Raw genomic sequence first — 13,923 nt, 5'->3', positions numbered from 1 at the left:
GGAGACGCCCTGGTGATCAGACCGCCGGACCCGCGACGATCTTCCCGTTCTCGGCCGTCACCTTCAGCTCCCGCAACGGCTCGGTGGCCGGGGCCTGGAGCACCTTGCCGGTCGTGGCGTCGAACTGGCTCCCGTGGCACGGGCAGATGAGCGTCGTACCGTCCAGCTTGTTGATGGGGCACTGCGCGTGCGTGCAGATCGTGCTGTACGCCTTGAGGGTGCCGTTCGCGGCCCGGCTGACGACCACGTTCTGATCGCGGTACAGCTTGGCGCTCCCCTTGGCGAGCTCGCTCTCCGCGCCGAGTTCCACGGGCGCGGTCGGGGTCGCGGAGGCCCCCGAGCCGCCGCCCGAGCAGGCGGCGAGTCCGAGCCCGGCGACGGGCGTGAGGGCCGCTCCGCGCAGGACGGTACGACGGCTCGGGGCGGGGCGGCCGGGCATGGGGGTCTCCAGCTGTCGTTCGGGCTGTTCAGCGGTCGGTGCACGGCGACGATACCGGTGGGGTTCCGCCCGCTTTGAACCGGGTTCACCGTATGAGTGCTCACGGTACGTAAACGTTTGCGCAAGCGTTTACGTCGGGCGGCGGATGGGATACGTTCCCGACCGGAAGGCCCGCCGCATCCAGCGCATCCGAGGCCCGCCGCACCTCGGGGAGGAGGATCCGCGATGGCCACCATGGTCGATGTCGCACGGAGCGCCGGTGTCTCCGTCGCGACCGTCTCGCACGTGCTGAACGACACCCGCCCGGTGCTGCCCGCCACCCGGCAGGCCGTGCTGACCGCGATCGAGGAACTGGGCTACACCCCCAACACCCTCGCCCGCTCGCTGGTGACGTCCCGCACCCGCTCCATCGGCCTCGCGGTGTCGGCGATCAGCAACCCGTACTTCACGGAGATCCTCCAGGGCGTCGAGGCCGGAGCCCTGGAACAGGGGTACAGCCTGCTGATCGCCGATCCGCACGACGACCCGGAGCACGAGCACAAGGTCGTCCAACTCCTGCACGAGCGCCGGGTGGACGGCATGATCGTCGCGCCGTCGGCGGCCCCGGGCGCCCTGCTCGCGTACCTCGGCCGGCACTCCGTACCGACGGTGTTCCTCGACCGGGTGGTCGAGGCGCCCTCGGGCGACGCGGACCCCTCCGGCCAGGCGGCCCCTTCCGACCACGCGGTCCCCTCCGGCCGTGCGTGGGCCTTCGACCAGGTGTGCGCCGAGAACGTCGAACCGACGGCCCACCTCGTCACCCACCTCGCCGGACGCGGCCACCGCCGTATCGGCCTCGTGGCGGGCCTGCCCGGGCTCAGCACCACCCGCGAGCGGATCGCCGGCTACCGTCACGGCCTCGCCGCCGCCGGACTCCCTTACGACGAACGGCTGTTGGCGCACGGCGACTCCGAGTCGGCCGCCGCCGAGCGGGCCACCGAGAAGCTGCTGTCCCTCGCCGCCCCGCCCACGGCGCTGGTCACCGCCAACAACGCGATGACGATCGGCGCCCTGCGTGCCCTGCGCGAGCGCGGTCTGTCGGTCCCCGGCGATCTCGCGCTGTGCTGCTTCGACGACTTCGCCTGGGCCGACCTGTTCGAGCCCCGGCTCACCGCGATCGCCCAGCCCAGCAGGGAGATCGGCGCCCAGGCCGTACGGCTCCTGCTGGACCGGCTCGCCTCGCCGGACCGGCCCGCCCGTGTCCTGCGGCTCCCCTGCACCTTCGTCCACCGCACCTCCTGCGGCTGCCCTGACCAGCCCGAACAGTCCAAGGAAGGAACCGCCTCGTGATCGTCGTAGCCGGTGAGGCCCTCATCGACCTGGTGCCGCAGGGCACGGGAGCCCTCGCCGCCCTGAAGCCGGCGCTCGGCGGCGGCCCCTACAACACCGCCGTCGCCCTCGGCCGCCTCGGCTCCCCCACGGCCTTCTGCTCCCGTGTGTCCGAGGACACGTTCGGCGAGGCCCTCCTCGCCGGGCTGCGGCAGGCCGACGTGGACGTCCTGGACGTGCAGCGCGGCCCGGAGCCGACCACCCTCGCGGTCGCCACGCTCGACGCGCACGGCTCGGCCACCTACTCCTTCTACGTCGACGGCACCGCCGACCGGCTCTTCACGGTGCCCTCGGCGCTGCCCGCCGAGACCGAGGCGGTGTCCTTCGGGACCTGTTCGCTGGTCCTGGAGCCGGGCGCGACCGCCTACGAGGACCTGCTGCGGACCGCGGCCGGGCAGGGCGTGTTCACCCTGCTCGACCCGAACATCCGGGCCGGCCTGATCGCGGACCCGGACGCCTACCGGGCGCGCTTCAAGAGCTGGCTGCCGTACGTGTCGCTCCTCAAGCTGTCCGAGGAGGACGCGCTGTGGCTGGGCGGCACCCCGCGCGAGTGGCTGGACGCGGGCCCCTCGGCCGTCGTGATCACCCAGGGCGGCGACGGCCTCGCCGCGTTCACCCAGGACGGCACGGTGTACCCGGTGCCGGGCGAGAAGGTCGAGGTCGTGGACACGATCGGCGCCGGCGACACCGTCAACGCGGCCCTGCTGCACCATCTGTCCGCCCGGAACGCGCTGTCCGCGGAAGGGATGGCCGTCCTGGGCCGCGACGGCTGGACCCAGCTGCTGCGGTTCGCGGCGCGGGCGGCGGCGATCACCTGTTCACGGGCGGGGGCCGAGCCGCCGTACGCCTCTGAACTGGGCGATCTGTAGGGGGCGTTGAGCGGTGGCAGGCTTGTTGCACTGCCAAGTGCGGCGCCCCGCGGGGAAGTTCCCGCGGGGCGCCGCATTCATGTCCTCGCTCCGTGCCGGTCAGGCCTTGCGGGCTCGCGTCGTCTTCTTCGCGGGCGTGGCCTTCTTGACGGGCGCGGCCTTCTTCGCCGGGACCGCCGCGGTCTTCTTGGCCGCCACCTTGCGCGGGGCCTTCACCGGGGCTCCGTCGCTGATCCGGTCGGCGTCGAGGATCTCGCGCAGGAACTTGCCGGTGTGGCTCGCCGGGACCGCGGCGACCTGCTCCGGGGTGCCCTCGGCGATGACCAGTCCGCCGCCCGCGCCGCCTTCGGGGCCCATGTCGACGACCCAGTCGGCGACCTTGATCACGTCGAGGTTGTGCTCGATGACGATGACCGTGTTGCCCTTGTCGACCAGACCGCCGAGCACCGTGAGGAGCTTGCTGATGTCCTCGAAGTGCAGGCCGGTGGTGGGCTCGTCCAGGACGTAGACCGTACGGCCGGTGGAGCGGCGCTGGAGCTCACTGGCGAGCTTGACGCGCTGGGCCTCACCTCCGGACAGGGTCGTCGCGGACTGGCCGAGCCGGACGTAGCCGAGGCCGACGTCCTTGAGGGTGTTGAGGTGGCGGGCGATCCCGGGGACCGCCTCGAAGAACAACGTGGCCTCCTCGATCGGCATGTTCAGGACGTCGGCGATGGACTTGCCCTTGTAGTGGACGTCCAGCGTCTCCCGGTTGTAGCGGGCGCCGTGGCACACCTCGCACGGGACGTACACGTCCGGCAGGAAGTTCATCTCGATCTTGATGGTGCCGTCGCCCGCGCAGTTCTCGCAGCGACCGCCCTTGACGTTGAAGGAGAAGCGGCCGGGCAGATAGCCCCGCACCTTCGCCTCGGTCGTCTCCGCGAACAGCTTGCGGACGTGGTCGAAGACTCCGGTGTACGTCGCCGGGTTGGACCGGGGCGTACGTCCGATGGGCGACTGGTCGACGTGCACGACCTTGTCGACGAGGTCGTCGCCGTCCACGCGCGTGTGCCGTCCCGGCACGCTCCTCGCGCCGTTCAGCTCGCGCGCCAGGTGCGTGTACAGGATGTCGTTGACCAGGGTCGACTTGCCGGAGCCGGAGACTCCGGTGACCGCGGTGAACACGCCCAGAGGGAACGAGACGTCGATGTCCTGGAGGTTGTTCTCCCGGGCGCCGTGCACCGTGAGCTGTCGCGACGGGTCGAGCGGGCGCCGGATCTCGGGCAGCGGGATGGCCTTCTTGCCGGACAGGTACTGCCCGGTCATCGACTCCTCGTTGGCGAGCAGCTCCTTCAGGGAGCCGCTGTGCACGACCTTGCCGCCGTGCTCACCCGCGCCGGGGCCGATGTCGACGATCCAGTCGGCGACCTTGATGGTGTCCTCGTCGTGCTCGACGACGATGAGCGTGTTGCCCATGTCGCGCAGCCGGACCAGGGTCTCGATCAGCCGGTGGTTGTCGCGCTGGTGCAGGCCGATGGACGGCTCGTCCAGGACGTACAGGACGCCGACGAGTCCGGAGCCGATCTGGGTGGCCAGGCGGATGCGCTGGGCCTCGCCGCCGGAGAGCGTGCCGGCCGCGCGGTTCAGCGAGAGGTAGTCGAGACCGACGTCGACCAGGAACCGCAGCCTCTCGTTGCACTCCTTCAGCACGCGCTCGGCGATCTTCTTGTCGCGGGCGTCGAGCTTCATCCCGCCCAGGAACTCCGCGCAGTCGCTGATGGACATGCCGGAGATCTCGGCGATCGACTTGTCCATGATCGTGACCGCGAGGACGACGGGCTTCAGGCGTGTGCCGTGACAGGTCGGGCAGGGCACCTCGCGCATGTAGCCCTCGAAGCGCTCCCTGCTGGCGTCGCTCTCCGCCTCGCCGTGCCGGCGCTTGACGAAGGGGACGGCGCCTTCGAAGGGCGTCGTGTAGACCCGCTCGCGGCCGTACCTGTTCCGGTACCGCACCTCGATCTGCGTCTTGTGGCCGTACAGCAGGGCCTTCTTGGCACGCTGCGGGAGACCCGCGAAGGGGATGTCGGTGCGGAAGCCGAGCGCGTCCGCGAGGGCGCCGATGAGGCGGCTGAAGTAGTCCTTGGTGTGACCGTGCGACCAGGGGTGGATGGCGCCCTCGTCGAGGGACTTGTCCTCGTCCGGGACGATCAGCTCGGCGTCGACCTCCATGCGCGTGCCGATGCCGGAGCACTCGGGGCAGGCGCCGAAGGGCGAGTTGAAGGAGAAGGAGCGGGGCTCCAGCTCCTCGAAGGACAGGTCGTCGTACGGGCAGTACAGGTGCTCCGAGTACATGCGCTCGCGCTCGGGGTCGTCCTCGGGGAGGTCGACGAAGTCGAGCACGATCATGCCGCCGGACAGCCCGAGGGCGGTCTCCACGGAGTCGGTGAGACGGCGCTTGGCGGAGTCCTTCACCGTGAGGCGGTCGATGACCACCTCGATGGTGTGCTTCTCCTGCTTCTTCAGGACGGGCGGCTCGGAGAGCTGGATGGTCTCGCCGTCCACGCGCGCGCGGCTGTAGCCCTTGGTCTGGAGATCCGCGAACAGGTCGACGAACTCGCCCTTGCGCTCGCGCACCAGCGGCGACAGGACCTGGAAGCGGCTACCTTCCGGCAGGGCGAGGACCTTGTCGACGACGGCCTGCGGCGATTGCCGCGAGATCGGGCGGCCGCACTCCGGGCAGTGCGGCTTGCCGATGCGCGCGAAGAGCAGGCGCAGATAGTCGTAGACCTCGGTGATGGTGCCGACCGTCGAGCGCGGGTTGCGCGAGGTCGACTTCTGGTCGATGGAGACGGCAGGGGACAGACCCTCGATGAAGTCGACGTCCGGCTTGTCCATCTGGCCGAGGAACTGGCGGGCGTACGAGGAGAGCGATTCCACGTAGCGCCGCTGGCCCTCGGCGAAGATCGTGTCGAAGGCCAGGGAGGACTTGCCCGACCCGGACAGGCCCGTGAACACGATGAGCGAGTCGCGTGGAAGGTCGAGCGAGACATTCTTCAGATTGTGCTCGCGCGCGCCACGGACGATGAGACGGTCGGCCACGCCGGTCCGCACCTTTCTTGAGAGAAGTGACAGGGGCGGGGCCCCCGTCGTTCTCAGACTAGGGGGAGCCACTGACAACGCCGGTCGGAATCCCGGCCGAGGCATAACAACCTCCGGCCTTCCAGCATGCCCGACGCCGCACCCGACGATATAGCACGTGCATTCGATTTACGGCACTGCTTCACCACCTTCACCCAAAGGTGTGGCGGGACTAGGGTCAGCAGCATGATTGATCACGCTCATGACCTGGCCTCTGTACGTGATGCGACCGATCGGCTGCTCACCGCAGCCGCCGCACTGGACAACGCCTCGGCGGCCGAGCCGTCACGGCTCCCGGGCTGGAGCCGCAATCACGTCCTCGCCCATATCGCCCGCAACGCGGACGCCCTCGTGAACGTCCTGGAGGGGCGCCCCATGTACGCCACGGCGAGCGTCCGTGACGCCGACATCGAGCGCGACGCCCCGCGCCCCGTCTACGTCCAGCTCGCCGACGTACGGGAGAGCGCGGCCGGTTTCCAGGCGATCGGCGCCGCTCCGGCGGACTGGTCGCGCCGGGTGGAGCTGCGCAACGGGGTCGTCGACAGCGCCTCCCGGATCCCGTTCCGGCGCTGGGTCGAGGTCGAGCTGCACCACGTGGACCTGGGCATCGGCTACGACCTGGAGGACCTTCCCGGGGATTTCACGCAGCGGGAGATCGACTTCCTGGCCGAGCGCTTCACCGGGCACCCTGAAGTGTCGCCGACGCAGCTCACCGACGGCACGCACGCGTGGAGCACGGGCCGGGCGGCCGAGAAGCCCGAAGTCACCGTCACCGGCAGCCCGGTGGATCTCCTCGGCTGGCTCTGCGGCCGCCGCGACGGGTCCGGCCTGACGGTCGACGGCGACTCCCTGCCGACGCTTCCCCCGCTATAGGCCTCCGGCCCTCTCGTAGAGCCGCCGCTGCCACTCGTTGGCGTCCGGCGCGGGCCGGACGGTGAGCACCGGGTCCGGGCCGGTCTCGATGAGGTGGAGGAGCGTCCAGGCGACGCCGTAGCAGTCGTCGGGGCCGAAGCAGGAGACGAGCGCCTGGGCCTCCTCCCCCGTGACCGGCTTCGGGATCGCGTCGAGTTGGCGGGCCCGCCGGTCGATCTCCTCCTCGCTCGCGTCCCAGTCGGGAAGCGGACCGTCGGTGAGGAACGTGCGCACTTCGGCTCTCATGGCGGAATGATCGGCCTCCGTAGCCATCACGCTCAAGGCGTCCCGGTCCCGCACTCGAACGTCCCGTAGGCACCGGCCACTTCGGAACGTCCTCCGGAAACGGATTAGGCTGACCGCCATGACGTACAGCGGCGAGGTCACGGTCGGCGGACCGGCGGATGTGCACGAACTCACGGACCTGATGATCACCAAGATCGCGGTCGGCCCCATGAACAACAACGCCTATCTGCTGCGTTGCCGGGCCACCGACGAGCAGTTGCTGATCGACGCGGCCAACGACGCGGAGACCCTGCTCGGCACGATCGGCGACGACGGCATCGCGTCCGTCGTCACCACCCATCAGCACGGCGACCACTGGCAGGGGCTCGCCGAGGTCGTGACGGCCACACGCGCGCGTACGTACGCGGGTCGCGAGGACGCCGAGGGCATCCCCGTGCCGACCGACGTCCTGGTCGACGACGGCGACACGATCCGGGTGGGACAGGTCGAACTGACCGCGCGTCACCTCGTGGGCCACACGCCGGGTTCGATCGCGCTCGTCTACGACGACCCGCACGGGCACCCTCATGTGTTCACCGGGGACTGTCTGTTCCCGGGCGGTCCTGGCCGGACAACACAGCCCAAGGACTTCAAGAGCCTGATGAGCGGGCTCGAAGCCAAGGTGTTCAGCCTGCCCGACGAGACGTGGATTTACCCTGGGCATGGCAACGACACCACCCTGGGCGCGGAGCGGCCGCACCTGGCGGAGTGGTGGGCCCGCGGCTGGTGACTCACCGCCGGCATCGACGCCGACGGCGTTCGTGTCGACGGCGCAGCCTGTCGTTCTCAGCCACCTCTCTAAAACTCTCTCGCGCGCGGTGGTGCGGTCGAGAGATCGCGTCGCGGAACTAATGAGGCGCATGACGACCACGGCACCAATGAAAATCGCCATGATGCCCACACTGGTCGACTCGAAGGTCTGCCCGAGAAACTTCATCAGCGTGTCGCCATCGGGCCGGACAACAGCGAGGGCGATCCCTGCACCCGTGATCACGGTGCCGGCCAGGTAGGCGCCGATCATTCGCATCCTGTAATGCCCGCGCGTCGCCTGGACTAGTGCCGGCATTACGTCTCCTTGGGGATCTCATGAAAGCAGTCCGACTGCCGCACGGCTGACCGCGGCAGGGTGCACGCGGCTCGCGTGGAGGCGTGCCATTTTCTCGGCGCGACAAGGATGAGGCGGGTGGTGCCTCCGCCGTCCGCAGCACCGCCTCCGCAGTTACCGGATCGCGCGCCTCAACCAGGCCGTCATCAACGCCGGGAGCGGCTGCCCGAGCGAATGAAGCACCTGCGTGAGGGCGTCTGAACCGTCGCAAAGGTGAGCCCCCGGCTGGAACATCGGCCGGGGTTCCACCGCGCCGGATCCCAAACCGGTGAATCTTCAAACGACGGCGGTGCTCGCAACATCATCCGGATATAGCCTGCCGTTCCATTACATCCCAGGGGGGATCATGAACGACCAACTTCCGCCGCAGCCCGACACTCCACCAGTCGGCGAACAGCCCATCCCGGCCCCGCCCGTTGACCCGCCGGCCATGCCCGCGCCCGCAGCAAAGAGAACCATCACCCCGCTCGCCGCAGGGGCTATCGGGCTCGTGCTCGGCGCCGGCATCGTCGGCGGGATCTGGGGGATCACCGCAGCCTCCGGTCCCGGCAAGCCGGCCACGTTCACACTCAACGGCGAGTTCGTACTCACCGACGAAGTCCTCACCGTCGGAGACAGTTGCCGCGGCCGGGCCGGGAGCGGCTACGAAGACATCGCAGAAGGGACCAGCGTCACCGTGTACGGGGCCAAGGGCGACGTCGTCGCCACCGGCAACCTCGGCAACTCCAAGATCAGTGATACTGGCCTCGCCTGCACGTTCAAGGTTGCCGTCGAGGACGTCCCCAAGGGTGAGACGTTCTACAAGGTCGAGGTGTCCCATCGCGGCACTGTCCAGTTGTCAGCGAAGGAAGCCGAGAACGGGGAACTCGCCGCCTCCCTCGGCTAGCCAGGCACATCAGGGCCCCGGTCTTCACAAACCGGGGCCAACGTAGGCAGCTCGTCATGGCTTGCCCAGCGCATCACCGGCACGTCATGAGCCGAATCTTCCAGAAGCGTTAGCAGTCGACCGCGAGGATCTCGGCGTAGTGGTCCCGGGTCTGCAGGGCCCGTTCGACGACCAGGAATTCGCACTACCTCAACCCGTCGCCGGCAACTCTGCCGGAGATGGAGGCCGCTCAGGCTCGTCCCGCCTCTCCGACGCCCGCCGGTTCTCCTCCCGCAGCGACGTCAGCCACGGCCACAAGTCCGGCAACGCCCGGCTCGGGCAGGCCAGTTCGTGCTCGATACGGCACCGCTGCTCCACAACCGGCGGACACACACCATAGACCGTCACCCGTCCGTCCGCCACGGTGATCCACCGGCGCTCCGCAGGCACCGTATGCGCCAACGGCTCCATGTCCGGCTCCAACATCACCCAGTCGGCATCCAGCGTCGCGACCCGCTCCTGTGGCAGCCCGCAATACGGGCACGTGAACATCGTCGTGTCGATCCGCGATAACCCGGCATCAGCCCCCATATCTCGAGGCTGCACGCCCGACATGCCAGTGCGTCAGAGCGCGAACCAGACGGGACGGTCGAGGCCGACGAGGCGGCGGGGGACTGGAGGCGGAACAGCAGGCGGCAGATGCGTGCACGAGCCACCAAGCGACAGGCCGAGAAGGGAGCATCGACGCCTTACTCTGGGCGCCGAGTCAGACAACGCGAGCGAGATCGAAATCCACATAGGCCGGAAGACCGGCAGGGTGTACGCCACCGGAGGTGGGCTGTTCCGGGAACTCGGACTGTCGGCGGCGGTTGAATAATCCTGGTTCTGGATCACTTTCCGTGCCAGAGCCACGGAGGGTCACCGAACCCGCGATCATGAACGGCCGCTCGCGGCGAGGAGGACGCGCTTGCGCAGGAGATCGAAGTTGGCCCGGCCGAACATCTGCCGTTTCAGCATTTTGATCTTGTTGCTGTGGCCTTCGACGGCACCGGAGCTGTAGCGCAGGCTGAGACCGGCGACGACGGCGTCGAGGTCCTGGCTGAGGCCGTTGACGAAGGAGTGCAGAGCGGGCAGATCATCGGCCTGGACGTCAGCGATCCACTGGTCGAGGTCGCGGCCCTGGCGGTTGTTCATCAGCTCGGCGAAGCTCCGGACGTGCCGGGCCGTGCGGTCGAGTTGTGGGCAACGGGTGAGGACGGCTTTGAGCCGCTGGGCCTGGTCGTCGTCGAGCCTGTCGGGGTGACGTGTGATCCAGCTGGTCACGTCGCGCACGGACGGGTGTCTCCTCGGCGGATCAGCATGGGGGAAGACCCCGCGGAGCTTGTGTATGTACGTCTTGACGACGCTCTCGCCGCCCTCATAGCCGCGCTCTTGGAGCTCCTCGAACAGCCGGCGGGCGGTGGTGCAGCCCTCGGACCACCGCTGGTGAAGGAAGGGCTTATAGGGGTCGAGGATGCTGGGTCGCCCGGTCCACTTTCCGATCAGCAGCTCGTCCGCGGTGGTCGCCTGGGCGAAGCGGCGCACGGTGTTGCGGGCCAGCCCGAGCCGGCGCGCGATGGGCCGCAGGCCCACACTCTGGCCGAGTAACTCGTGGACGGCGGCGTGCTGTTCACGCACCCGGTCCGAGAGCCGCCCCGACTGCCGAGGCCCGGCCGTAGCTGTATGGCCGAGCCCTTGCGCGTCCAGGGGCGGCACGGCGTGAGGCTTGTCCGGTTCGCCGTGGTCGCGCAGCAGGGCGCGATGCTGGATGACGCTCTTCTCCACGGCTTCCGCCAGGTTTTTCCAGATGTGCCACCGGTCCGCGACGTGGATTGCGTCCGGGGCTCCGAGGCGTCCGGCCTCGGCGTATGCGAGAGAGCGGTCTCGGCAGATCACCTCGATGCCTGGGTGAGCGGCTATCCAGGCGGCCACCGTCGCCACGGACCGGTCGGGCAGTAGATCGACGGGCTGACGGGTCTCTATGTCCACCAGGATGGTCGCGTAGACGTGTCCCTTACGCAGGGCGAATTCATCGACCCCGAGCACTTTTGGCGTGTCCGCCACCGGATCGGGCAAGGCCCGTACGAGGCGCAGCAGCGTCGACCGGCTCGCGGTGACCGCGAGCGTTGCCGCAAGCCGGGCGCCGGCCCGGCCTGCCAGCATCAGCGCCAGACGCTGCAAGACCCGCTGCAGTCCGGCGCTTCGCCGTCCGTAGCGGAACGTCAGCCCGTCGATCTGCTCCACGAAGGTCGCCCGAGTGCATGCAGATCCCTGACAGCGAAACCGCCGGACCCCTAACTCGATGACCACCCCTCGATGGCCAACCGCACTGTCCGCGAGTCGTCGAACGTACCGGCTGTGAACCCGAGCCGACGCCACACCGCAGCCGGGGCACGTGGCCACCTCCGCTACCGCACACGCTCGCACGACGACCAACTCGCCCTCGGCCAGAACGTTTTCGATCCGGACATCATCAACCCGGTGGAACCACAGGTCCTGGAGGAGTACATCAGCCACGGCCGTTCATGATCGCGGGTTCGGTGACCCTCCGTGGCTCTGGCACGGAAAGTGATCCAGAACCAATCGTGACCCGGTGTGGGCGGTCGGGTTCTGACCCATCGGGTCTGGTTGCCGGTGTTCAGTCGGTGTCGTGTGTGGCGGTGGGGACGCGTCCGAGTTGGCGTCCGCGCATGCGGTAGGAGTCGCCCTTGAGAGAGTGGACCTCGGCATGGTGGACGAGGCGGTCGATCATGGCGGCGGCCACGGTCTCGTCGCCGAAGACCTCGCCCCAGCGTCCGAAGGGTTTGTTGCTCGTGACGATCACACTCGCTCTCTCGTATCGGTTCGAGACCAGCTGGAAGAACAGGTTCGCGGCCTCGGCTTCGAAGGGGATGTAGCCGACCTCGTCGACCACGATCAGCGGATAGCGGGACAGTCTGGTGAGCTCGGCCTGGAGGTGTCCGCCATGGTGGGCGGCGCCCAGGCGGTCGACCCCTTCGGCGGCGGTGGCGAACGCGACCCGGTGGCCGGCCTGGCAGGCGCGGACCGCGAGTCCGATCGCCAGGTGTGTCTTCCCGGTCCCCGGCGGTCCCAGAAAAACGGCGTTCTCCTTGCCGGTGATGAAGTCCAACGTGCCCAGATGCGCGAGCTGTTGGCGCGTTATGCCGCGCAGATGGGTGACGTCGAGTTCCTCGATCGTCTTGATCGCGGGGAAGCGGGCGGAGCGGATGCGGGCCTCGCCGCCGTGGGACTCACGGGCGGAGACCTCCCGCTGGAGGCAGGCGACGAGGAACTCGGTGTGCGTCCAGCTCTCCTTCAGGGCGCGTTCGGCCAGCCGCTCGGCGGCGTCCAGCAGGGCCGGGGCCTTCATCGCCCGGGCCAGGCAGGACAGGTCGGCGGCGGTCTGACGGCCGGTCCTGGGCCCCGCCGCGGCGGTGGTCCCGGTGGTGGCGGGCATCAGGAGACCTCCGGATCATCGGCCTGGCCGCCGCCCTCGATGAGGGTGAACATGCGGTCGTAGGAGTCGAGTTGGCGTTGTTCGACCTCGACGAGATCACTTGCGGTGGCGGCGTTGTGCCGACGGGCGGTCTGGGCCCGGGAGGCTTGGTGGTGGCGGTAGTCGCCGCGCAGAACGGCGGCAACGCGGGCATGGACCGGGTCGGTGATGGTCTGCTGCTTGGCCCAGCACCGCGGATGGCGGGCAACCTCGGCCCCGCCGGGGGCGAGGGTGACGACGACCTCGTCGGTGTCGGTGCGGACCTGGACTTTCTTGCCGACGGCGAGGGGGTGCACGGAGTAGTCGCAGGTGTCGACGCGGATGTAGTGGTCACGGCCGATGCGGATGGCGAAGCGCCACCAACGCGGCGGATCGACCGGCGGCAGGGCGAGCATCTGGGCCCGGTCGGCCTCCCACCGGTCGACGGGGCGGGCGCCCAGGGTGCGGTGCTGGCGCCGGTTGGCGATGGCCAGCCAGGCGGTCAGCTGGGTGTTGAAGTCGTCGGGCCCGGTGAAGGTTCGGCCCGGCAGGAAGCTGGTCTCCAGGTAACCGTTGGCCCGCTCCACCAGCCCTTTCGCTTCAGGGTCACGGGGTCTGCAGAGGTAGATCCGGGTGACGATCAGGCCCGCGAACGCGGCGAAGTCACCGGTCACCCTGCCGCAGCCGATCCCGGCCTCGTTGTCCCAGACCAGCATCCGCGGGACCGCCCTCCAGCCGGTCAGCAGCTTCCAGTGCTCGTCGATCAGATCGAAGTTCGACCTCACCGCGCCGGCAAGCGAGTTGCTGCGGGAAATAGGTCTCCAGGACGTACGCGTCCTGCAGTCGTTCTCCTTCGACAACACCAACAAGCTCATCCACACGGTCGGCCTTGTCCAGGGATCCCGACAACTCCTCGGCGAATCCCGCCAGTACACCGGAGACGAACGCTCCGCCAACGGCGACCTCGTCGTGACGCGCCTCGATCTCACCGGTGCGGAAATCGGCCGCATGTATCTCAAAGGTTTCGGCCACGGCGTTCAGACAGCCGCCGAGCCATCCGGCAACAGCGCCTATCTGTGGACCGAGACGGACGCCGTCGCCGCCACCGATTCGAGCGGCAACACCAGCGGCTGGGGCAGCAAGCTGGCCCGCTTCAAGTTCGCCAACGGCACGGTCCTCAACACCAGTTCGTCGCAGCTGACCAAGTTCAGCCCGGTTTCCGGAGCCGACCGCACCACGGTGGCCATCGACCCGGTCAACAGCCGCCTGGCCGTACGGTATCGAGTCAGCGGCGTCTTCAAGTTCAGCGCCTACGACCTGGCCACCTCCAAATCCGGCACATTCACTCCGCTAGCCTCGCGCTTTCATGAGCGTGCTCGTCCATGCCTTGATCAAATAAGCGAAGAGTGCTCCTGACCTGCAACGATGGGACTTGTCGAGGGTCCTGTC

Annotated in this window: 13 protein-coding genes; 6 read left to right on the top strand and 7 right to left on the bottom strand. The window is 68.8% G+C overall.

Annotated elements, in window-relative coordinates; genetic code table 11:
* Positions 1 to 16: 16 nt before the first annotated feature.
* Entirely contained in the window at positions 17 to 439 is a 423-nt protein-coding gene (locus tag ACIRRY_RS38615; protein WP_403982565.1) for a Rieske 2Fe-2S domain-containing protein, read from the bottom strand.
* A gap of 225 nt (positions 440 to 664) precedes the next feature.
* On the opposite strand from ACIRRY_RS38615, the gene ACIRRY_RS38610 reads away from it, so the two are divergent.
* On the top strand, positions 665 to 1,768 hold the full coding sequence (locus tag ACIRRY_RS38610) for a LacI family DNA-binding transcriptional regulator (protein WP_403982563.1): 1,104 nt from the start codon (positions 665 to 667) through the stop codon (positions 1,766 to 1,768).
* Positions 1,765 to 2,676 carry a carbohydrate kinase gene (locus tag ACIRRY_RS38605; protein WP_403982560.1) on the top strand — a complete coding sequence of 304 codons (912 nt, stop codon included), beginning with the start codon at positions 1,765 to 1,767 and terminating at the stop codon, positions 2,674 to 2,676. Before ACIRRY_RS38610 ends, ACIRRY_RS38605 begins: the two co-directional genes overlap by 4 nt.
* Before the next feature lie 99 nt (positions 2,677 to 2,775).
* On the opposite strand, the gene uvrA is transcribed toward ACIRRY_RS38605, so the two are convergent.
* Complete coding sequence (gene uvrA / locus ACIRRY_RS38600) at positions 2,776 to 5,754, bottom strand: excinuclease ABC subunit UvrA (RefSeq protein WP_403982557.1); 2,979 nt, start codon at positions 5,752 to 5,754, stop codon at positions 2,776 to 2,778.
* 225 nt (positions 5,755 to 5,979) lie between these two features.
* Between uvrA and ACIRRY_RS38595 the strand changes: the two genes are divergently transcribed.
* Positions 5,980 to 6,666, top strand: a complete 687-nt coding sequence (locus ACIRRY_RS38595) for a maleylpyruvate isomerase family mycothiol-dependent enzyme (protein ID WP_403982555.1) — start codon at positions 5,980 to 5,982, stop codon at positions 6,664 to 6,666.
* Here ACIRRY_RS38595 and ACIRRY_RS38590 read toward each other — a convergent pair.
* A complete protein-coding gene (locus tag ACIRRY_RS38590; RefSeq protein ID WP_403982553.1) occupies positions 6,661 to 6,951 on the bottom strand; it encodes a hypothetical protein in 291 nt (96 codons plus the stop codon). The genes ACIRRY_RS38595 and ACIRRY_RS38590 overlap by 6 nt on opposite strands.
* A gap of 118 nt (positions 6,952 to 7,069) precedes the next feature.
* On the opposite strand from ACIRRY_RS38590, the gene ACIRRY_RS38585 reads away from it, so the two are divergent.
* Complete coding sequence (locus ACIRRY_RS38585) at positions 7,070 to 7,720, top strand: MBL fold metallo-hydrolase (protein ID WP_403982551.1); 651 nt, start codon at positions 7,070 to 7,072, stop codon at positions 7,718 to 7,720.
* 643 nt (positions 7,721 to 8,363) lie between these two features.
* Positions 8,364 to 8,981, top strand: a complete 618-nt coding sequence (locus ACIRRY_RS38580; RefSeq protein ID WP_403982549.1) for a hypothetical protein — start codon at positions 8,364 to 8,366, stop codon at positions 8,979 to 8,981.
* Positions 8,982 to 9,170: 189 nt separating this feature from the next.
* Here ACIRRY_RS38580 and ACIRRY_RS38575 read toward each other — a convergent pair whose 3' ends face one another.
* The 4 genes from ACIRRY_RS38575 to ACIRRY_RS38560 all read right to left on the bottom strand — a co-directional run bounded on the left by ACIRRY_RS38575 (position 9,171) and on the right by ACIRRY_RS38560 (position 13,190).
* Complete coding sequence (locus ACIRRY_RS38575) at positions 9,171 to 9,551, bottom strand: DUF6083 domain-containing protein (protein WP_403982546.1); 381 nt, start codon at positions 9,549 to 9,551, stop codon at positions 9,171 to 9,173.
* 342 nt (positions 9,552 to 9,893) lie between these two features.
* Positions 9,894 to 11,516 carry an ISL3 family transposase gene (locus ACIRRY_RS38570; RefSeq protein ID WP_403982544.1) on the bottom strand — a complete coding sequence of 541 codons (1,623 nt, stop codon included), beginning with the start codon at positions 11,514 to 11,516 and terminating at the stop codon, positions 9,894 to 9,896.
* 121 nt (positions 11,517 to 11,637) lie between these two features.
* A complete protein-coding gene (gene istB, locus ACIRRY_RS38565) occupies positions 11,638 to 12,456 on the bottom strand; it encodes an IS21-like element helper ATPase IstB (protein ID WP_403982541.1) in 819 nt (272 codons plus the stop codon).
* A complete protein-coding gene (locus tag ACIRRY_RS38560; protein ID WP_403982538.1) occupies positions 12,456 to 13,190 on the bottom strand; it encodes a Mu transposase domain-containing protein in 735 nt (244 codons plus the stop codon). Before ACIRRY_RS38560 ends, istB begins: the two co-directional genes overlap by 1 nt.
* Between ACIRRY_RS38560 and ACIRRY_RS38555 the strand changes: the two genes are divergently transcribed.
* Positions 13,174 to 13,890: a hypothetical protein gene (locus tag ACIRRY_RS38555; protein WP_403982536.1), complete on the top strand. Its 717-nt coding sequence runs from the start codon at positions 13,174 to 13,176 to the stop codon at positions 13,888 to 13,890. The genes ACIRRY_RS38560 and ACIRRY_RS38555 overlap by 17 nt on opposite strands.
* The last annotated feature ends 33 nt before the right edge of the window (positions 13,891 to 13,923 follow it).

This window comes from Streptomyces sp. NPDC101776 (assembly GCF_044766845.1).
Taxonomy (GTDB): Bacteria; Actinomycetota; Actinomycetes; order Streptomycetales; family Streptomycetaceae; genus Streptomyces.
This window is presented reverse-complemented; position numbering and strand designations above follow the sequence as displayed.

Excerpts from the sequence above, each read along its gene's own strand:
- ACIRRY_RS38615 (WP_403982565.1), bottom strand. The coding sequence starts at position 439 with ATGCCCGGCCGCCCCGCCCCGAGCCGTCGTACCGTCCTGCGCGGAGCG.
- ACIRRY_RS38610 (WP_403982563.1), top strand. The coding sequence starts at position 665 with ATGGCCACCATGGTCGATGTCGCACGGAGCGCCGGTGTCTCCGTCGCG.
- ACIRRY_RS38595 (WP_403982555.1), top strand. The coding sequence starts at position 5,980 with ATGATTGATCACGCTCATGACCTGGCCTCTGTACGTGATGCGACCGAT.
- ACIRRY_RS38590 (WP_403982553.1), bottom strand. The coding sequence starts at position 6,951 with ATGAGAGCCGAAGTGCGCACGTTCCTCACCGACGGTCCGCTTCCCGAC.
- ACIRRY_RS38585 (WP_403982551.1), top strand. The coding sequence starts at position 7,070 with ATGACGTACAGCGGCGAGGTCACGGTCGGCGGACCGGCGGATGTGCAC.
- ACIRRY_RS38575 (WP_403982546.1), bottom strand. The coding sequence starts at position 9,551 with ATGGGGGCTGATGCCGGGTTATCGCGGATCGACACGACGATGTTCACG.
- istB (WP_403982541.1), bottom strand. The coding sequence starts at position 12,456 with ATGCCCGCCACCACCGGGACCACCGCCGCGGCGGGGCCCAGGACCGGC.
- ACIRRY_RS38560 (WP_403982538.1), bottom strand. The coding sequence starts at position 13,190 with ATGCTGGTCTGGGACAACGAGGCCGGGATCGGCTGCGGCAGGGTGACC.